Genomic DNA, 19,460 nt, shown 5'->3' with positions numbered 1-19,460 from the left:
ATCAACGTGGCCGATCGTCCCAATGTTGCAGTGCGGCTTCGTGCGCGAAAACTTCTCTTTGGCCATGTTAGCCTCCGGTTCGGTGGGTTTCGCGGAAGCGGCCTGCGGTCAGGCCGGCTTCCCGGGATTTGGATGATGTTGCGCGGTACGCCAAGCGGTCCGCTTGACCGCTTCTGCCTCAGGCGTACTTGGCGATGACCTTGTCGGCCTCGCCGCGCGGCACCTCTTCGTAATGGTCGAACTGCATCGTGAAGTTCGCCCGGCCCTGAGACATGGAGCGCAGGTTGTTCACGTAGCCGAACATGTTGGCGAGCGGCACCATCGCGTTGATGACGTTCGCGTTGCCGCGCATGTCCTGGCCCTGGATCTGGCCGCGGCGGGAATTGAGGTCGCCGATGACCGAGCCGGTGTAATCCTCCGGCGAGACGACCTCGACCTTCATCACCGGCTCGAGCAGGACCGATCCGCCCTTCTGCAGGGCCTCACGCAGGGCTGCCCGGGAGGCGATCTCGAAGGCCAGGGCCGACGAGTCGACGTCGTGGAAGGCGCCGTCGACGAGCTCGACCTTGATGTCGACCACCGGGAAGCCCGCCAGGATGCCGGCGCCCAGGACCGAGTTCAGGCCCTTCTCGACGCCCGGGATATACTCCTTCGGCACCGCGCCGCCGACGATCTTCGACTCGAACTCGAAGCCCTTGCCCGGCTCGTTCGGCTCGACCACGAGCTTGACGCGGGCGAACTGGCCGGTACCGCCGGTCTGCTTCTTGTGGGTGTAGTCGATCTCCTGACGGCGGGTCAGCTTCTCGCGATACGCCACTTGCGGCTGGCCGATATTCGCGTCGACCTTGTAGGTGCGGCGCAGGATGTCGACCTTGATGTCGAGGTGAAGCTCGCCCATTCCGCGAAGGATGGTCTGGCCGGATTCCTGGTCGGTCGAGACGCGGAAGGACGGATCCTCGGCGGCGAGCTTCGAGAGCGCGATGCCGAGCTTCTCCTGGTCGGCCTTCGACTTCGGCTCGACGGCGATCTCGATGACGGGCTCCGGGAACTCCATCTTCTCGAGGATCACGGCCTTGACCGGATCGCAGAGCGTGTCGCCCGTGCGGGTGTCCTTGAGGCCCGCGAGAGCGACGATGTCGCCCGCGAAAGCTTCCTTGACGTCCTCGCGGTTGTTGGCGTGCATCAGAAGCATGCGGCCGACACGCTCCTTCTTGTCACGGCTCGAGTTGAGCACGTTGGCGCCCGAATCGATCTTGCCCGAGTAGACCCGGCAGAAGGTGATCGTGCCGACATGGGGGTCGTCCATGATCTTGAAGGCGAGCATGGAGAAGGGATCGCTGTCGGCCGGGTGACGAACCGTATCTTCCTCGGTCTTGAAGTCGATGCCCTTGATCTCGCCGCGATCGGCGGGCGAGGGCAGGTAATCGACGACGGCGTCTAGGAGCGGCTGGACGCCCTTGTTCTTGAAGGCCGAGCCGCAGAGCACCGGGTGGAAGGCGCGCAGCTGCACGGCCTTGCGCACCAGCTGACGCATGGTCGCCTCGTCCGGCTCGGTGCCGTCGAGATACGCCGCCATCGCGTCGTCATCGAGCTCGACGCAGGCCTCGATCAGCTTGGTGCGGTACTCGACAGCCTGGTCCTGCAGGTCGGCCGGGATCTCCCCCTCGGAGAAGTTCGCGCCCAGGGCCTCGCCAGACCAGACGATCGACTTCATCTTGATGAGGTCGATGACGCCCTGGAAGTTCGACTCGGCGCCGATCGGCAACTGCAGGCAGACGGGCTTGCCGGCGACGCGATCGATGATGTCGGCGACGCATTTGAAGAAGTCAGCACCGATCTTGTCCATCTTGTTGACGAACACGACGCGCGGCACGTCGTACTTGTCGGCCTGGCGCCACACGGTCTCGGTCTGGGGCTCCACGCCCTGGTTGCCGTCGAGCACGCAGACGGCACCGTCGAGCACGCGCAGGGAGCGCTCGACCTCGATGGTGAAGTCGACGTGGCCGGGCGTGTCGATGATGTTCAGGCGCTTCTCGCGCCAGAAGCACGTCGTCGCGGCGGACGTGATCGTGATGCCGCGCTCCTGCTCCTGCTCCATCCAGTCCATGGTGGCGGCGCCCTCATGGACCTCGCCGATCTTGTGGGACTTTCCGGTGTAGTAGAGGATCCGCTCGGTCGTCGTGGTCTTGCCGGCATCAATGTGGGCCATGATGCCGAAGTTGCGGTAGTCCTCGATCGCGTGCGTGCGGGGCATCGGGGTGCTCCTGAAAGGGGGCTTGGACCGCTTACCAGCGGTAGTGCGAGAAGGCGCGGTTGGCTTCCGCCATCCGGTGCGTGTCTTCCCGCTTCTTGACGGCGTTGCCGCGGTTGTTGGCGGCGTCGAGCAGCTCGGCGGAGAGGCGCTCGATCATGGTGCGGTCGTTGCGGCCGCGGGCAGCCTGGATCAGCCAGCGGATGGCCAGTGCCTGGCGGCGCTCCGTGCGCACCTCGACGGGGACCTGGTAGGTCGCGCCGCCGACGCGGCGGGAGCGGACCTCGATCGCCGGGGCGACGTTCTCGAGGGCGGCGCGGAAGACCTCGATCGGGTTCGCGCGGGCGCGGTTCTCGACGATGTCGAAGGCGCCGTAGACGATGCGCTCGGCAACCGACTTCTTGCCCTCGTACATGATCGAATTCATGAACTTGGTGAGGACGATGTCGCCGTACTTGGCGTCCGGGATGATCTCACGCTTCTCGGCACTGTGGCGGCGGGACATGCGCGCGCTCCGTAGGTCGTATCAACTTCATCAAACCATCCCGCGCAGGCCGCCTCGAGCTTCTAGGGAAGCCGGCGACATCCTTACGGGATGCGCGAAAAACCTTACTTCGGACGCTTGGCGCCGTACTTCGAGCGGCGCTGCTTCCGGTTCTTGACGCCCTGGGTATCGAGGACGCCGCGCAGGATGTGGTAGCGCACGCCCGGAAGATCCTTCACGCGACCGCCGCGGATCATCACCACGGAGTGCTCCTGAAGGTTGTGGCCCTCGCCCGGGATGTAGCCGATCACCTCGAAGCCGTTGGTCAGGCGAACCTTGGCGACCTTGCGGAGCGCCGAGTTCGGCTTCTTCGGCGTCGTGGTGTAGACGCGCGTGCAGACGCCGCGCTTCTGCGGGCAGGCATCGAGCGCCGGCACCTTGTTGCGGCTCTTCTGCGCCTTGCGCGGCTGAGCGATCAGCTGGTTGATCGTCGGCATCCTCTGCCCTCTTCCTCAGGATCGTGGGTGCCCCACGATCACGCGTTCACGTCACGGCGTCCCTTGCGGGACTTGGAGCGGACATCCGTCGGGATGTTCCGCAAAACGAATATGCGCCAGGGGTCGGTCAGGACCCGTGGCGCGCTGTCGGCAGAGGAGCACCCCCTTTTGCAGGCGCGCTCTTACCTACTGATCTGACATGGACGTCAGGCGATGTGAGCCCCGATGCTGACCTGGCGACGACCTGCGAAGCATGGGCTTCAGTCCGTCAGCGGCTGCGATCCACCGGAGTGGCGCGCTTCTACGCGCACCCTGCCGGTCCGTCAATGGTTCGCGGCGATAATCTCGCCATTCACCGGATGTTAAACGCCGCTCCGGGGAGCGGCCATCCGTCTGGATCCTCGGAACGGCCAAGGGCGGCCCGTAGGCCGCCCTTGCTGAGGGATTTGTGAGTTCCTGCGGCCCTTACTCGGCTGCAGGGGGGAGCTCTTCCAGGGAATGCGCACCGCTCTCGGTGGCCTTCTGCTGGAGGATCATCTTGTCGCGGCGGCGCGCCACGGCGCGGATCTCCGCCGCCATCGAGCCGGTACCCGCTGGAATCAGCGAGCCGACGATGACGTTCTCCTTGAGGCCTTCCAGCATGTCGACCTTGCCGTTGACGGCGGCCTCGGTGAGCACGCGGGTCGTCTCCTGGAACGAGGCCGCCGAGATGAACGACTTCGTCTGCAGCGAGGCCTTGGTGATGCCGAGCAGCACCGGGACGCCCTCGACCGGCTTCTTGCCCTCCGCGATCAGCTTCTCGTTGATCTCGGTGAGCTCGGTCCGGTCGATCTGGTCGCCCGTGAGGATCTCCGAATCGCCGCCATCGGTGATCTCCACCTTCTGCAGCATCTGCCGGACGATGACCTCGATGTGCTTGTCGTTGATCGACACGCCCTGGAGCCGGTAGACCTCCTGGATCTCGTTGACGAGGTAAGCGGCAAGCTCCTCCACGCCCTTGATCGCCAGGATGTCGTGCGGTGCCGGGTTCCCGTCGACGATATAGTCGCCGAGTTCCACCACGTCCCCATCCTGCAGGTGGATGTGCTTGCCCTTGGGGATGAGGTACTCGACCGCTTCCGATCCGTCATGCGGCGTGAGCGTCAGCCTGCGCTTGTTCTTGTAGTCGCGGCCGAACTGGATCGTGCCGGACTTCTCCGCGATGATCGCCGCATCCTTCGGACGACGCGCCTCGAACAGCTCCGCCACCCGCGGCAGACCGCCGGTGATGTCACGGGTCTTGGCGGAATCGGTCGAGACGCGGGCCAGGATGTCGCCGGCCTTCACCTTGCCGCCCGGATCGTAGCCGATGATGGCGTCGACGGGCAGGAAGTAGCGGGCATCGGAGCCGCGCGGCAGCTTGATCGGCTTGCCGTCGGCACCGACGACGATCATCGCCGGCTTCAGGTCGGAGGTGCGTGCCGAACCGCGCCAATCGATGACGACGCGCTTGGCGATGCCGGTCGATTCGTCCGTGGTCTCCGTGATGGACTGGCCGTCATAGAGATCCTCGTAGGCCACGATACCGTCCGCCTCGGTGATGATCGGACGGGTATAGGGGTCCCACTCGGCGATGCGCTGGCCGCGCTTGACCTTGTCGCCCTCGTCGACCCGCACCCTGGCGCCGTATTGCAGGCGGTGCACGGCGCGCTCCGTCCCGTCGGAGCCGATGATCACCACGGCCACGTTGCGGCCGGTAGCGATCAGATCGCCATCCGTGTTGCGGGCGAGCGCCCGGTTGCGGATCTTGATCGTGCCCTCGAAGCTCGACTCGATGAAGGACGAATCCGCGATCTGCGCCGCACCGCCGATGTGGAAGGTGCGCATGGTGAGCTGGGTACCCGGCTCGCCGATGGACTGCGCCGCGATGACGCCGACGGCCTCACCCATATTGACGGGCGTACCGCGGGCGAGATCACGTCCGTAGCAGGTCGCGCAGACGCCGCTGCGGGTCTGGCAGACCAGCACGGAGCGGATCTTGACCTCCTGGATGCCGGCCGCCGTGATCGCCGGGAGGTGGCGCTCCTCGATGGTCTCGCCGGACTTCACGATCATCGTGCCGTCCTGGGCCACCAGATCCTCTGCCGTGGCGCGGCCGAGAATCCGGATGGCGAGCGGCGCCACGACCTGGCCGGCATCGATGATGGCGCGCATCTTGATGCCGTTGGTCGTGCCGCAATCCGTCTCCCGGATGACGGCATCCTGCGCCACGTCGACGAGGCGACGGGTGAGGTAGCCCGAGTTCGCGGTCTTGAGCGCCGTGTCCGCGAGGCCCTTCCGGGCGCCGTGGGTGGAGTTGAAGTACTCGAGAACGTCGAGGCCTTCCTTGAAGTTCGAGATGATCGGCGTCTCGATGATCTCGCCGGACGGCTTGGCCATGAGGCCGCGCATGGCCGCGAGCTGCTTCATCTGAGCCGGCGAGCCGCGGGCACCGGAATGGCTCATCATGTAGATCGAGTTGACCTGCTTGTCGGCCCCGTTCTCGTCCTTCTGGACCGCCGAGATGCGGCCCATCATCTCGGCCGCGAGCTTGTCCGAGCACTTCGCCCAGGCATCCACGACCTTGTTGTACTTCTCGCCCTGGGTGATCAGGCCGTCATTGTACTGCTGCTCGTAATCCTTCACGAGCGCGCGGGTGTCGTCGACGATCGACCACTTGTTGTCCGGCACCACCATGTCGTCCTTGCCGAACGAGATGCCGGCCTTGAACGCGTGGGAGAAGCCGAGCGCCATGATGCGGTCGCAGAAGATCACCGACTCCTTCTGACCGCAATGGCGGTAGACGGTGTCGATCATCGCGGAGATCTCCTTCTTCGTCATCAACTTGTTGACGATGTCGAAGGGGACCTTGGGATGCAGTGGCAGCACGCCGGACAGGATCACGCGGCCCGGGGTGGTGTCGTAGGTCTTGGTCAGCGGCTGGCCATCCGGGCCGATGCCCTTCCAGCGCCACTTGATCTTGGAGTGCAGCGACACGGCTTTCGCCGCGAGCGCGTGCTCCAGCTCGCCGATGTTGCCGTAGACGCCCTGCATCGGGTTGGTCTTGCTGGCCGCATCGAACGCGCCCGGGGCACCCTCGGCAACGATAGAGAGGTAGTAGAGACCGAGAACGATGTCCTGCGACGGCACGATGATCGGCTGACCATTGGCCGGGTGCAGGATGTTGTTCGTCGACATCATCAGGACGCGCGCTTCGAGCTGAGCCTCGAGGCTCAGGGGCACGTGCACGGCCATCTGGTCGCCGTCGAAGTCGGCGTTGAACGCCGCGCAGACGAGCGGATGCAGCTGGATCGCCTTGCCCTCGATCAGCTTCGGCTCAAAGGCCTGGATGCCGAGTCGGTGGAGCGTCGGCGCGCGGTTCAGCATCACCGGGTGCTCGCGGATCACCTCGTCGAGGATGTCCCAGACCTCCGGCTTCTCCTTCTCCACGAGCTTCTTGGCCTGCTTGACCGTGGCCGAGAAGCCTTTGGCGTCGAGCCGGGCGTAGATGAAGGGCTTGAACAGCTCCAGGGCCATCTTCTTCGGCAGGCCGCACTGATGCAGCTTCAGCTCCGGGCCGACCACGATGACCGAGCGGCCCGAATAATCGACGCGCTTGCCGAGCAGGTTCTGGCGGAAACGGCCCTGCTTGCCCTTCAGCATGTCGGCGAGCGACTTCAGCGGGCGCTTGTTGGCACCCGTGATGACGCGGCCGCGCCGCCCGTTGTCGAACAGCGCATCGACGGCCTCCTGCAGCATCCGCTTCTCGTTGCGGATGATGATGTCGGGCGCGCGCAGTTCGATCAGGCGCTTCAGGCGGTTGTTGCGGTTGATGACGCGCCGGTACAGGTCGTTGAGATCGGACGTCGCGAACCGGCCGCCATCCAGGGGGACGAGCGGACGCAGGTCCGGCGGGATCACCGGGACCACGGTCAGGATCATCCACTCGGGCTTGTTGCCCGACATCTGGAACGCCTCGATGATCTTGAGGCGCTTCAGGAGCTTCTTGGGCTTCAGCTCGGAGGTGGTGGTGGCAATTTCCTCGCGAAGCGAGTTCGCGATGCCCTCGAGGTCGAGTTCCTGGAGAATCCGGCGGATCGCTTCGGCGCCGATCATGGCGGTGAAGCTGTCCTCGCCGTATTCCTCCTGCGCGCGCAGGTACTCTTCCTCGGAGAGGAGCTGACGCTCCTTCAGCGGGGTGAGGCCGGGCTCGATCACGCAGTAGGACTCGAAGTACAGGATGCGCTCGAGGTCCTTGAGCGCCATGTCGAGCAGCAGGCCGATGCGGCTCGGCAGCGACTTCAGGAACCAGATGTGAGCGACGGGCGCGGCCAGCTCGATATGGCCCATGCGGTCGCGCCGGACGCGCGCGAGGGTGACCTCGACGCCGCACTTCTCGCAGATGACGCCCTTGTACTTCATGCGCTTGTACTTGCCGCACAAGCACTCGTAGTCCTTGATGGGCCCGAAAATGCGCGCGCAGAACAGGCCGTCGCGCTCAGGCTTGAAGGTCCGATAGTTGATCGTCTCGGGCTTCTTGATCTCGCCATAGGACCACGAGAGGATCTTCTCGGGGCTGGAAATCGAGATCTTGATTTGGTCGAAGCTTTGGGGCTGGGCCTGCTGGTTGAAAAGATTCATGACCTCTTGGTTCATGATCTACTCCTTGCTGGCGGGCTGCCCCGCGCCTGGGCTGCCGCACACTGAACGTCTTTCCGGCGCCGCGCCCGGCTGAGGCGCTGCTGGCCGTCGTCTCGTCGGAAGGCGCTGCCCCTCCCCGCTCGGACCGTGCCGGCTCGCGAAAGCCGGCACGGGAGGTGTCGTCTCGACTTACTCGGCCGCGTCCGCGGGCGGCTCGATCTGGTCGTTGGCTGCCGATTGCTTCGAGGAGGTGAGCTCGACGTTGAGGCCGAGCGAGCGCATCTCCTTGACGAGAACGTTGAAGCTCTCGGGAATGCCCGCCTCGAAGGTGTCGTCACCGCGCACGATGGCCTCGTAGACCTTGGTGCGGCCGGCCACGTCGTCCGACTTCACGGTGAGCATCTCCTGCAGCGTGTAGGCGGCCCCGTAGGCCTCCAGCGCCCAGACCTCCATTTCGCCGAAGCGCTGTCCGCCGAACTGCGCCTTGCCACCGAGCGGCTGCTGGGTCACCAGCGAGTAGGGACCGATCGAGCGGGCGTGGATCTTGTCGTCCACGAGGTGGTGCAGCTTCAGCATGTAGATGTAGCCCATCGTCACCTTGCGGTCGAAAGGCTCACCCGTGCGTCCGTCGTAGAGGGTCGACTGGCCCGAGCGGTCGAGGCCGGCCATTTCCAGCATGGCCTCGATGTCGGCTTCCTTGGCGCCGTTGAAGACAGGCGTTGCCATGGGCACGCCGCGCCGGAGATTGTTGCCGACCTCCAACATGTCTTCGTCCGACAGGCCCTCGATCTCGGCCGGCGAGTAGATGCTCTGCATCTCCTCCCGCAACGGGGCGATGTCCTGGTTGCGCAGGTAGGCATCGACCGCCTTCGAGACCTTGCGGCCGAGACCGGCGGCCGCCCAGCCCAGATGCGTCTCCAGGATCTGACCGACATTCATGCGGCTCGGCACGCCGAGCGGATTCAGCACGATGTCGGCATGCGTCCCGTCCTCCAGGAACGGCATGTCCTCGATCGGGACGATCCGCGAGACGACGCCCTTGTTGCCGTGGCGGCCGGCCATCTTGTCGCCGGGCTGGATCTTGCGCTTCACCGCGACGAAGACCTTGACCATCTTCATCACGCCGGGCGGGAGCTCGTCGCCGCGCTGCAGCTTCTCGACCTTGTCGAGGAAGCGCTGCTCAAGGCGCTTCTTCGACTCGTCGTACTGCTTCTGCATCGCTTCCATCTCGGTCATGAGACGGTCTTCGACGACGGCGAACTGCCACCATTGGGAACGCGGATAGTCGTTCAGGCCCTCGCGGGTGAGCGTGGTGTCCTTGCGGAAGCCCTTGGGACCGGCGATCGGGGACTGCCCCACCAGAACCTGCGCGAGGCGGGCATAGGTGTTGCGATCGAGGATCGCCTGCTCGTCGTCGCGATCCTTGGCGAGGCGCTCGATCTCCTCGCGCTCGATCGCCTGTGCACGCTCGTCCTTGTCGACGCCGTGACGGTTGAACACCCGCACCTCGACGATGGTGCCGGTGACGCCCGGCGGCACGCGCAGGGACGTGTCGCGCACGTCCGAGGCCTTCTCGCCGAAGATGGCGCGCAGGAGCTTCTCCTCCGGCGTCATCGGGCTCTCGCCCTTCGGGGTGATCTTGCCGACCAGGATGTCGCCCGCGTGGACCTCGGCGCCGATATAGACGATGCCGGCCTCGTCGAGGTTCTTCAGCGCCTCCTCCGAGACGTTCGGGATGTCGCGGGTGATCTCCTCCGGCCCGAGCTTGGTGTCGCGGGCCATCACCTCGAATTCCTCGATGTGGATCGAGGTGAACACGTCATCCTTCACGATCCGCTCGGAGAGCAGGATCGAATCTTCGAAGTTGTAGCCGTTCCAGGGCATGAACGCGACGAGCACGTTGCGGCCGAGCGCGAGCTCGCCGAACTCGGTCGAGGGACCGTCGGCGATGATCTCGCCCTTCTTCACGGGCTCGCCCACGCGCACCAGCGGCTTCTGCGTGATGCAGGTCGACTGGTTGGAGCGCTGGAACTTCTGCAGGCGGTAGATGTCGACGCCGGGCTTGGTGGCGTCGGCCTCCTCGGTCGCCCGGATGACGATACGGGTGGCGTCCACCTGATCGACGATGCCGGAGCGCCGCGCCGCGATGGCGGCGCCCGAATCGCGCGCGACCACAGCTTCCATGCCGGTGCCGACGAACGGCGCGTCGGCCCGCACGAGCGGCACCGCCTGGCGCTGCATGTTCGAGCCCATCAGCGCGCGGTTCGCGTCGTCGTTCTCCAGGAACGGGATCAGCGCGGCGGCGACCGAGACGAGCTGCTTGGGCGACACGTCCATGAGGTCGACGCGCTCGGGCCCGACCACGATGACCTCGCCAGCGCGGCGGCAGACCACGAGGTCCTCCGTCAGCTTGCGGTTCTCGTCCATCTGGGCGTTCGCCTGGGCGACGTAATACTTCGCCTCCTCCATGGCCGACAGGTAGGCGACCTCGTCCGTGACCACGCCCTCCTTCACGCGACGGAACGGGGTCTCGATGAAGCCGTACTTGTTCACGCGCGCGAAGGTGGCGAGCGAGTTGATCAGGCCGATATTCGGGCCTTCCGGAGTCTCGATCGGGCAGATGCGGCCGTAATGCGTCGGGTGCACGTCGCGCACCTCGAAGCCGGCGCGCTCGCGCGTCAGGCCGCCCGGGCCAAGCGCCGAGAGGCGGCGCTTGTGGGTGACTTCCGAGAGCGGATTGGTCTGGTCCATGAACTGCGACAGCTGCGACGAGCCGAAGAACTCGCGCACGGCCGCGGCGGCCGGCTTCGCGTTGATCAGGTCCTGCGGCATCACGGTGTCGATGTCGACGGACGACATCCGCTCCTTGATGGCGCGCTCCATGCGCAGCAGGCCGAGGCGGTACTGGTTCTCCATGAGCTCGCCGACCGAGCGGACCCGGCGGTTGCCGAGATGGTCGATGTCGTCGATCTCGCCTTTGCCGTCACGCAGGTCCACGAGCGCCTTGACGACCGCGAGCATGTCCTCCTTGCGGAGCGTGCGCACGGTGTCGGCGGCATCGAGGTCGAGGCGCATGTTCATCTTCACGCGGCCGACCGCCGAGAGATCGTAGCGCTCGGAATCGAAGAACAGCGAGTGGAACATCGCCTCGGCGGTGTCGAGGGTCGGCGGCTCGCCCGGGCGCATGACGCGGTAGATGTCGAACAGCGCACCCTCACGGCCCGAATTCTTGTCCACCGCCAGCGTGTTTCGGATGTAGGGGCCGACATTGACGTGGTCGATGTCGAGCACCGGGAGTTCGGCGACGCCGACATCCTCGAGGCTCTTGAGGAGCTTCTCGGAGATCTCGTCGCCGGCCTCGGCCCAGATCTCGCCCGTCTTCGGGTTGACGAGGTCCTCGGCGATGTACTGCCCGACCAGATCCTCGTCTGTCGCCTTCAGGGACTTCGTGCCCTTCTCGCCGATCTGGCGGGCGTTGCGGGCGTTGAGCTTCTTGCCGGCTTCGAGGACGACCTCGCCCGAATCGGCATCGATCAGGTTGACGGTGGCCTTGAAACCCTTCAGCCGCTCGGCATCGAACGGCACGCGCCAATCGGCGCCGTCACGGTCGTAGACCACGCGGTTGTAGAAGGTCGACAGGATCTCCTCGCCGTCGAGGCCCAGCGCGAACAGCAGCGAGGTGACCGGGAGCTTGCGCTTCCGGTCGATGCGCACGTGCACGATGTCCTTGGCGTCGAACTCGACGTCGAGCCAGGAGCCGCGATACGGGATGATGCGGGCCGCGAACAGGAGCTTGCCCGAGGAATGCGTCTTGCCCTTGTCGTGATCGAAGAACACGCCCGGCGAGCGGTGCATCTGCGAGACGATGACGCGCTCGGTGCCGTTGACGATGAAGGTGCCGTTCTCCGTCATCAGGGGCATGTCGCCCATGTAGACGTCCTGCTCCTTGATGTCCTTGACGGACTTGGCGCCCGTATCCGGGTCCACATCGAACACGATCAGGCGCAGCGTCACCTTGAGGGGCGCCGCGAAGGTAATGCCGCGCTGGCGGCACTCGTCGACATCGAATTTCGGCGGCTCGAAGGTGTAGCGCACGAATTCGAGCAGCGCCGTGGAGGAGAAGTCCGAGATCGGGAAGACGGACTTGAAGACCGTCTGCAGACCCTCGTCCGCGCGGCCGCCCTCGGGCTCGTCCACCATCAGGAACTGGTCGTAGGACGCCTTTTGAACCTCGATCAGGTTCGGCATCTCGGCGACTTCCCGGATCTTGCCGAAGAACTTGCGAATGCGCTTGCGACCGACCAGCGTATTGGCCATGTGACCTCGCTCCACCATCCCGCGTCCTGGTTGCCCGGGGAAAGCTGCCTTCCCGCACCGGGCCGTGGAACGCGCCCCGCCGGACCGCCCCACCCGAAACTGAATTCCACCCGGACCCGTCCCAGGATCCACCGGCCGCCCGAAGCGACCTTAGCCCGCGGGTGAGAACACCCGCGGGCTCCGGTCACGGCAGGCTGAGACCAGCTTGCCGCGCTGTGATGGGCCGGAGGCGGCCCATCGGAGTCTTACTTGAGCTCGACCTTGGCGCCGGCCTTCTCGAGCTGAGCCTTGAGCTTCTCGGCCTCGTCCTTGGTGACGGCTTCCTTGACGGGCTTCGGGGCGCCCTCGACGAGGTCCTTGGCCTCCTTGAGGCCGAGGCCGGTGATCGCGCGGACCTCCTTGATGACCTCGATCTTCTTGTCGCCGGCGGCGGCGAGCACGACCGTGAACTCGGTCTGCTCCTCGACGGCGGCAGCGGCGCCACCACCGGCAGCCGGCCCAGCGGCCACGGCGACGGCAGCGGCGGCCGAGACGCCCCACTTCTCTTCGAGCATCTTGGCGAGGTCGGCAGCCTCGAGAACGGTCAGCGACGAGAGGTCGTCAACGAGCTTGGCAAGATCAGCCATGATTGTGTTCCTCTGGATATCGGTTTGAACGGTTGGTTTTGAAAGGGGGTGAACCAGCCCTCAGGCCGCTTCGTCCCTCTTGGCATAAGCCCCGAACACGCGGGCGAGCTTGGCCGCCGGCGCATTGACGACCTGAGCGATCTTGGTCGCGGGAGCCTGCACGAGGCCCACGATCTTGGCGCGCAGTTCGTCGAGGGACGGGAGCGAGGCGAGGGCCTTCACGCCGTCCGGGTTCAGGGCTGTCGTTCCCATGGCGCCGCCGAGGATCACGAGCTTGTCGTTGGTCTTGGCGAAATCCACCGCAACCTTCGCGGCCGCGACCGGGTCGCTCGAATAAGCGAGCAGGGTCGGACCCTTCAGGAGGGGCTTGATGGAGGCGACGTCCGTGCCATCGAGAGCGATGTTGGCGAGGCGGTTCTTGGCGACCTTCACGGTGGCGCCGGCCTGCTTCATCTGCGAGCGCAGCTTCTGCATGTCAGCGACCGTGAGGCCCTTGTAGTGGGCCACGACGACGACGGCCGTGTTCGCGAACACGCCGTTGAGCGTCGAGACGAGATCAGCTTTTGCTGTCCTGTCCACTGGGCTCTCTCCGGTTGGCGGAACCCGATCTCGGGTCCGCCGGTTGCACATGCCGCCCGGGACGGATCTCGGCCTCGATGAAGCCGGAACGTCCTGAACGACGCTTCACGGCCCTGTCCCCTGGTGCCCCGAAGGACACCATGGGCGAGATGGTTCAAACCGATGCCTCACCGTCCCGCGGATGCAGGCTGGCGAGGGTGTTGAATTCGGTCTTCCCAGTCTGTGCAGGCTTTCAGACGATTAAGCCGGTTGCCCGGCGCCTGCAGTCTCGGACAGGACATGGCCGGACACGGCCCTGGGAAGCATTCCGCCTCACAGGTCCCTCCGGCCATTACCGCCTGGTTGCCCAGACGGCATCTCTTGCGGAACGCGGTCGAGCGACCGGCTCCCAACCTCAAAGTGAATATCGTGGAGCGCGGTGTATAGAGCCTAGCAAGCCGCCTGCCAAGGGCCCGCGCGCGACAATTCCGTCGCAGGCAAGCACAGCTTGCATGCGCGTTCCGCGAGGTTCCCGCGACCCGGCCGATCCCGCCCTCCCCTCAGGTCGGAAGGAAGCGCCGCGCCGCTTGCCACCAGGGCCGGTTGCGCTCGGCTTCGCGCTGCTCGGCCTTGGCGGCGTAGAAGGAGGCGTTGTGCTCGCCGCGCAGGGCCTCGCGGGTGAAGCGGATGAGATGATGGGCCACGAAGCCCATGTTGAACACGGCCTCGATCTGTCCCCGACGCAGCGCGTGCCCGGCCGCCTGCCAGAAGGGACGCCGGTAATCCGACAGGATACCGACCCGCAGCACGATGTTGAAGCCGAGGATCAGCCCGCGCCGCAGATTCGTGCGCGTCAGCTTGCCCTTGGTCGGGGTCTTGATCCGATGGGGATAGGTGGTCTCGACCTGATGGCGGAAGCGATCGAAGATCTTGTCCGGCGTGTAGGCGTGGGCGATCGCCTTGCGCCAGCTCGCCACGACGTCGTCATGCGGCCGCTTGAACAGGACATTCGATTCGAGGGCCGCATCGTGCACCAGCCGGCCCTCGCGGGTCAGGCGGTCCCAGAGCGGCGTCTTGGGAAGCGCCTGCAGCAGGTTGATGGTCAGGACCGGGATGCCGGAGCGGTCGATGAAGTCGATCAGCTTGTCCTCGGACTGCTCGGTATCGCTGTCGAGGCCGAGGATGATGCCCGACGTGACTTCGAGCCCGTAGCTGTTGAGGGTCTCGATCGCCTCGTACATCGGCACGGCGGCGTTGTGCTTCTTGTCGATGCCCGCGAGCGCGTCCTCCTCCGGCGTCTCGATGCCGACGAAGACCGTCATGAAGTTCGCCTCGCGCATCAGCGCGAGGATGTCGGGCTGCTTGGCCATGTTCAGGGTCGCCTCGCAGGCGAACTGAAGCGGGTAGTCGTTGGCCTTCTGCCACGCCACCAGATGTGGCAGCATGTCCTTCGTGGCCTTGCGGTTGCCGATGAAGTTGTCGTCGACGAAATAGACCACCGCCGGGTGGCCGGGCTGCGCGATGATGGCGTCGAGCTCCGCGCACATCTGCTCGGGCGTCTTCAGGCGCGGCTGGCGCCCGTAGAGCTGCGGGATGTCGCAGAACTCGCAGCGGTAAGGGCAGCCGGACGAGAACTGGAGCGATCCGATCAGGTAGCGCTTGAGCGGCGCGGCCTCGTAGGCGGGCGCGGGGAAGTCCGAGAGAGCCAGGCGCTCGCGCGTCTCCAAGCGATGCTGGCTGGCGGGAATCGAGACGTCGCGGTCGAGGATCTCGACGAGCTGATCGGTCGCGTCGCCGATCTCGCCGAGGTGCAGGTAGTCGAAATCCGGATATTGTTCGGGGGAGCCCGAGACCGAGGGGCCGCCCAGCACCGTGACCTTGCCGGCCGCATGCGCCCGGGCGTTGATGTCCCGGATCTGGGGGGCCTGGATGTGCATGCCCGACACGAACACCGCGTCGGCCCAGGCGAATTCGTCGGGCGTCGCCCGCCGAATATTCTCATCGATGAACCGGCATTCCCAGGAATCCGGCATGTAGGCCGCGATCAGCAGGAGACCCTGCGGCGGCATGAAGGCCTTCACGCCGCCCATCAGCGGGTAGGCGTGCGAGAAGGTTCCGAAGGAGGGTGTGTAGGCGGGAAAGACGCAGAGGATGCGTCTCACGGTGGTGACGGCAAGGGAGCATCGCATGGGCTGGTATCTAGCACAGCCTGGGTCGAAATCGCCCCCCTCGGGCGACGGATTCCACCGATTGCGGGGGCGAACCTCTCAGGCGCCGATCACAGCCCGATGAGCATTGGCCCGACCCGAAACGCGAAGCGCCCGGCTCCTTGCGAAGCCGGGCGCCTGCCTGCCGATTCCTGGAACCGGACCGTCCTGTCAGAGCCTCAGGCCGTGAGCACGGTTGCGGGCTCGACCTTCACGCCGGGGCCCATCGTCGAGGTGACGGCGATGCGCTGGATGTAGGTGCCCTTGGCGCCGGCGGGCTTCGCCTTGGCCACCGCATCGGCGAAGGCCTTGATGTTCTCGACGAGCTTGGCCTCGTCGAACGAGACCTTGCCGATGCCGGCGTGCACGATACCGGCCTTCTCGACGCGGAACTCGACCGAGCCGCCCTTGGCGCCCGCGACCGCACCCTTCACGTCCATCGTGACGGTGCCGACCTTCGGGTTCGGCATCAGGCCGCGCGGGCCCAGCACCTTACCGAGGCGGCCGACGAGCGGCATCATGTCCGGGGTCGCGATGCAGCGATCGAACTCGATCTTGCCGCTCTGGACGATCTCGAGGAGATCCTCGGCGCCGACGATGTCGGCACCGGCCGCGCGGGCATCATCCGCCTTGGCGCCGCGGGCGAAGACCGCCACGCGGACCGTGCGGCCTGAACCGTTCGGCAGGTTGCAGACGCCGCGGACCATCTGGTCGGCGTGGCGCGGGTCGACGCCGAGATTCATCGAGACCTCGACGGTCTCGTCGAACTTGGCGCTGGCCTTCGCCTTCACGAGCTTGATCGCCTCGTCGATCGCGTAGAGCTTCATCGGCTCGATGCCCTCGCGGGCGGCGCGGATGCGCTTGCCTTCGTGTGCCATCTTGCCCTCCCCTTACGCGACGACGTCGAGGCCCATGGCTCGCGCGGAGCCACGGATCATCGCGACGGCGGCATCGACCGAATCGCAGTTGAGGTCGGGCATCTTCCGCTCGGCGATCTCGCGGAGCTGAGCCTCGGTGACCTTGCCGACCGTCGGGCCCTTGCCGGGCGTCTTCGATCCGGAAGCCGGCTTCTTGCCGATCTTCAGGCCCGCCGCCTTCTTCAGGAAGAAGGTGACCGGGGGCTGCTTCATCTCGAAGGTGAATGACCGGTCCTGGTAGGCCGTGATCACGACCGGGATCGGGGTCCCCTTCTCGATCTGCGCGGTCTTCGCGTTGAAGGCCTTGCAGAATTCCATGATGTTGAGGCCGCGCTGACCGAGCGCGGGGCCGATCGGCGGCGACGGATTGGCGGCGCCGGCCGGGACCTGAAGCTTCACGTAGCCCGTGATCTTCTTCGCCATGGGACTGCTCCCAAATCATGCCCGCCACCGGGCTGCCTAAGGCTCCGGCGGGTCGGACGGTTGCAGGTCGCGGTGCGGCCCCTGGACCCCGGCGGCGAACCGGGCGAGCCTCCCGCGCGTGGTGCCGGCCCGGTCGATCCGGGTCGCGGCCTTACGGTCAGGGCCTCAGCCCCGACCGATTCGGAATGCGATCAGTCTCAGGCCTTCTCGACCTGGGCGTATTCGAGCTCGACCGGCGTCGCGCGGCCGAAGATCGACACCGCGACCTTGAGGCGCGAACGGCTCTCGTCGATCTCCTCGACCGTGCCGTTGAAGGAGGCGAACGGTCCGTCGGCGACGCGGACGGTCTCGCCGATCTCGAAGGATATCGAGGGCTTCGGGCGGTCGACGCCCTCGGCGACCTGGCCCTTGATGCGCTCGGCCTCGGCGTCGGGAATCGGCACCGGCTTCGACTTGTCGGCGCCGAGGAAGCCCGTGACCTTGGGGGTGTTCTTGATGAGGTGATAGACCTCGTCCGTCAGGTCGCACTTTACCAGGACGTAGCCGGGGAAGAACTTGCGCTCGGCATCGACCTTGCGGCCGCGGCGAACCTCGGTGACCTTCTCGGTCGGGACCATCACCTCGTCGAAGAGCTCCAGGAGTCCGCGCTGGGCCGCCTGATCCTTGATGGACTGGGCGACCTTGTTCTCGAAGTTCGAGTAGGCGTGGACGATGTACCAGCGCTTCGACACGGTTGCGATCAACTCCAGACTTCCGGCTGCCGCCACGGGGGCGGGCCGAAGGAAATTCTCAGACCCCGAGGACCAGACCGACGAGGTAGCGCATGGCCTGATCCACCACGGTGAAGAACAGGCTCGCGAGCACCACCATGATGAACACCATGATGGTGGTCACGGTGGTCTCCTTGCGGGTGGGCCACGTGACCTTACGGCCCTCGTCGCGCACCTGGTTCAGGAACTCCAGCGGACCCGTGCGCTTCGGCGCGGGCCGGGCCGGCGGGGTCTGGCGCGGCGGCGTCGGCGTCGACGATCCGCGCGGGGTACCACGCGTCACATCCATTTTCTTCGTCGCTTCGTTCGATGCCATGGCGCCAAGAACCGGGAAAACTGGCCGAGAACGGGGAAACCGCGGCGCCGGGGCTCTGGGTAAGCCCGCACCGACGGCCATCATCGATCTCGGAGTGCGCCCGCTCTAGCGCAAGTCCGACGGCTTGTCGACAGGGCATGAGACGGGGGAGAAGCAGACTGGCAGGAGTGGAGGGACTCGAACCCGCAACCTCCGGTTTTGGAGACCGGCGCTCTGACCAGTTGAGCTACACTCCTAGGCGCCACGCTCCATGCCTCATCAGAGCGCGGTGCGCAAGAGGCTGCGACATCCTCAGCGATCGTGGTCGGCGCGTTCGCGGATCGTGAGCGGACGCAAGCCCGCTTGGTCGACGTGGAACAGCTCGTCGCTGCGGGAATAGGGACCCTGCTTCATCTGCTTGCGCACATCTGCGGCGAGAGTCACGCGGGCCCTGCTATCCGGGGGCCAAGCCATGAGGAGATCGCGCGTCGGAGCCGCGACGGTGAGCGCTTCGGCTTTCAGGGCATGACGAATCTCGGCGAGGAAGCCCGGCAGGAGCAGGCGCGCCGCGTCGTAGCCGTCTCCCGTCATCACCATCGCGAGAACCGGAGTGCCGTCTGCGACGACAAGGGAGATGGCCGTCTCCTTCGAGGCAGCCTCGAGATTGGCGATGGCCTGTCGCTCGATGGACGCGGCGTCGGTCTTCCAGGAATCCAGCATCGCCAGCGTCACGTATTGATAGCGCTCCGCCTCATCGAGGACGTAGGTCACGGCCAGCAGGTCGGAGAAGGGCCGTTGCGCCAGCGTGCCGGCATGGGCGACGGCCGGCTTCGGCGCGAGCTGGATGCGAAGGCGCGGCTTGGCGTCGGCAAATCCGGGAGACCCGCGGTCCGGCTCCCCCTGCGGGTCGACGAGCGCCCGTGCGAGATAGGATTCGATGGTCTTGCGGCGGGCGGTTGGGTCAAGCCCCTCGACGCGCGTGTAGAGATTGCCGAGGAAGAAGGTGAATTGATCGACCCGGATCTGTTGCGGATTGGAATCGGGAATGATCGTCGCGGCCGGGCGCGTTGCCCGCAGGATCGCGGCGACTTCCTGGTAGAACCGACCATCGGTCAACGCGTCGCCGCGTGCCAGGGACGGTAGAAGGAGACCAATTCCGAAGCCGAGGACAGCGCGCCGGGCGGGCGACACATTCAAAGTGATCGGAGGCATTCCGCGCCCTGGTTGATGTTTGAAAGTGCCATGAAAATATTTTCGCCGACGCTTCGTCAAGACGAGCGCCGGCGATAGACTGGTCAATCACGTGCTTGTGCTGATTTTTACAAGTCGAGCGTGAATTTGCGTCGCGGCACGTCGCGGTTCAGGTGCATTCCTGCGCCGCGACTGAATCTTACTCGTTGATGGCGGCGACGACGCCTGCGCCGACGGTGCGTCCGCCCTCGCGGATGGCGAAGCG

13 protein-coding genes and 1 tRNA gene are annotated in these 19,460 nt (G+C 65.8%); all 14 read right to left on the bottom strand.

Annotated elements, in window-relative coordinates; all coding sequences use genetic code 11:
* Positions 1-178: 178 nt before the first annotated feature.
* On the bottom strand, positions 179-2,254 hold the full coding sequence (fusA, locus tag F6X53_RS30125) for an elongation factor G (RefSeq protein WP_151005314.1): 2,076 nt from the start codon (positions 2,252-2,254) through the stop codon (positions 179-181).
* A 31-nt stretch (positions 2,255-2,285) separates the two neighbouring features.
* Complete coding sequence (gene rpsG / locus F6X53_RS30120) at positions 2,286-2,756, bottom strand: 30S ribosomal protein S7 (protein ID WP_151005312.1); 471 nt, start codon at positions 2,754-2,756, stop codon at positions 2,286-2,288.
* Positions 2,757-2,860: 104 nt separating this feature from the next.
* Positions 2,861-3,232 (bottom strand): 30S ribosomal protein S12, encoded by a 372-nt coding sequence (gene rpsL / locus F6X53_RS30115; RefSeq protein ID WP_150966907.1) that lies wholly within the window; start codon positions 3,230-3,232, stop codon positions 2,861-2,863.
* A gap of 465 nt (positions 3,233-3,697) precedes the next feature.
* Positions 3,698-7,906, bottom strand: coding sequence for a DNA-directed RNA polymerase subunit beta' (rpoC, locus tag F6X53_RS30110; RefSeq protein WP_151005310.1), 4,209 nt, complete (start codon positions 7,904-7,906; stop codon positions 3,698-3,700).
* Positions 7,907-8,080: 174 nt separating this feature from the next.
* Positions 8,081-12,208 (bottom strand): DNA-directed RNA polymerase subunit beta, encoded by a 4,128-nt coding sequence (gene rpoB, locus F6X53_RS30105; protein WP_151005308.1) that lies wholly within the window; start codon positions 12,206-12,208, stop codon positions 8,081-8,083.
* A gap of 245 nt (positions 12,209-12,453) precedes the next feature.
* Complete coding sequence (rplL, locus tag F6X53_RS30100; protein ID WP_151005306.1) at positions 12,454-12,834, bottom strand: 50S ribosomal protein L7/L12; 381 nt, start codon at positions 12,832-12,834, stop codon at positions 12,454-12,456.
* Between the two features lie 60 nt (positions 12,835-12,894).
* Positions 12,895-13,413: a 50S ribosomal protein L10 gene (gene rplJ, locus F6X53_RS30095; protein ID WP_151005304.1), complete on the bottom strand. Its 519-nt coding sequence runs from the start codon at positions 13,411-13,413 to the stop codon at positions 12,895-12,897.
* Between the two features lie 539 nt (positions 13,414-13,952).
* Positions 13,953-15,581 carry a B12-binding domain-containing radical SAM protein gene (locus F6X53_RS30090; RefSeq protein WP_151005302.1) on the bottom strand — a complete coding sequence of 543 codons (1,629 nt, stop codon included), beginning with the start codon at positions 15,579-15,581 and terminating at the stop codon, positions 13,953-13,955.
* A gap of 197 nt (positions 15,582-15,778) precedes the next feature.
* Positions 15,779-16,477 (bottom strand): 50S ribosomal protein L1, encoded by a 699-nt coding sequence (rplA, locus tag F6X53_RS30085; protein WP_151005300.1) that lies wholly within the window; start codon positions 16,475-16,477, stop codon positions 15,779-15,781.
* A 12-nt stretch (positions 16,478-16,489) separates the two neighbouring features.
* Complete coding sequence (gene rplK, locus F6X53_RS30080) at positions 16,490-16,939, bottom strand: 50S ribosomal protein L11 (RefSeq protein WP_151005298.1); 450 nt, start codon at positions 16,937-16,939, stop codon at positions 16,490-16,492.
* Between the two features lie 197 nt (positions 16,940-17,136).
* On the bottom strand, positions 17,137-17,670 hold the full coding sequence (gene nusG, locus F6X53_RS30075) for a transcription termination/antitermination protein NusG (RefSeq protein ID WP_150966914.1): 534 nt from the start codon (positions 17,668-17,670) through the stop codon (positions 17,137-17,139).
* A 58-nt stretch (positions 17,671-17,728) separates the two neighbouring features.
* Positions 17,729-18,025, bottom strand: coding sequence for a preprotein translocase subunit SecE (gene secE, locus F6X53_RS30070; RefSeq protein WP_150966913.1), 297 nt, complete (start codon positions 18,023-18,025; stop codon positions 17,729-17,731).
* Positions 18,026-18,184: 159 nt separating this feature from the next.
* Positions 18,185-18,261: transfer RNA gene (locus tag F6X53_RS30065), tRNA-Trp, on the bottom strand.
* A gap of 55 nt (positions 18,262-18,316) precedes the next feature.
* Entirely contained in the window at positions 18,317-19,276 is a 960-nt protein-coding gene (locus F6X53_RS30060) for a DUF1444 family protein (RefSeq protein ID WP_210386428.1), read from the bottom strand.
* Positions 19,277-19,460: the final 184 nt, after the last annotated feature.

Origin of the sequence: Methylobacterium soli, from assembly GCF_008806385.1 — a bacterium.
Lineage (GTDB): Bacteria > Pseudomonadota > Alphaproteobacteria > Rhizobiales > Beijerinckiaceae > Methylobacterium > Methylobacterium soli.
This window is presented reverse-complemented; position numbering and strand designations above follow the sequence as displayed.

Coding starts and splice junctions, on each gene's coding strand:
- rplK (WP_151005298.1), bottom strand. CDS start 16,939: ATGGCGAAGAAGATCACGGGCTACGTGAAGCTTCAGGTCCCGGCCGGC.
- fusA (WP_151005314.1), bottom strand. CDS start 2,254: ATGCCCCGCACGCACGCGATCGAGGACTACCGCAACTTCGGCATCATG.
- rpoB (WP_151005308.1), bottom strand. CDS start 12,208: ATGGCCAATACGCTGGTCGGTCGCAAGCGCATTCGCAAGTTCTTCGGC.
- F6X53_RS30090 (WP_151005302.1), bottom strand. CDS start 15,581: ATGCGATGCTCCCTTGCCGTCACCACCGTGAGACGCATCCTCTGCGTC.
- rplA (WP_151005300.1), bottom strand. CDS start 16,477: ATGGCACACGAAGGCAAGCGCATCCGCGCCGCCCGCGAGGGCATCGAG.
- rpsG (WP_151005312.1), bottom strand. CDS start 2,756: ATGTCCCGCCGCCACAGTGCCGAGAAGCGTGAGATCATCCCGGACGCC.
- rpsL (WP_150966907.1), bottom strand. CDS start 3,232: ATGCCGACGATCAACCAGCTGATCGCTCAGCCGCGCAAGGCGCAGAAG.
- rplL (WP_151005306.1), bottom strand. CDS start 12,834: ATGGCTGATCTTGCCAAGCTCGTTGACGACCTCTCGTCGCTGACCGTT.
- rpoC (WP_151005310.1), bottom strand. CDS start 7,906: ATGAACCAAGAGGTCATGAATCTTTTCAACCAGCAGGCCCAGCCCCAA.
- secE (WP_150966913.1), bottom strand. CDS start 18,025: ATGGCATCGAACGAAGCGACGAAGAAAATGGATGTGACGCGTGGTACC.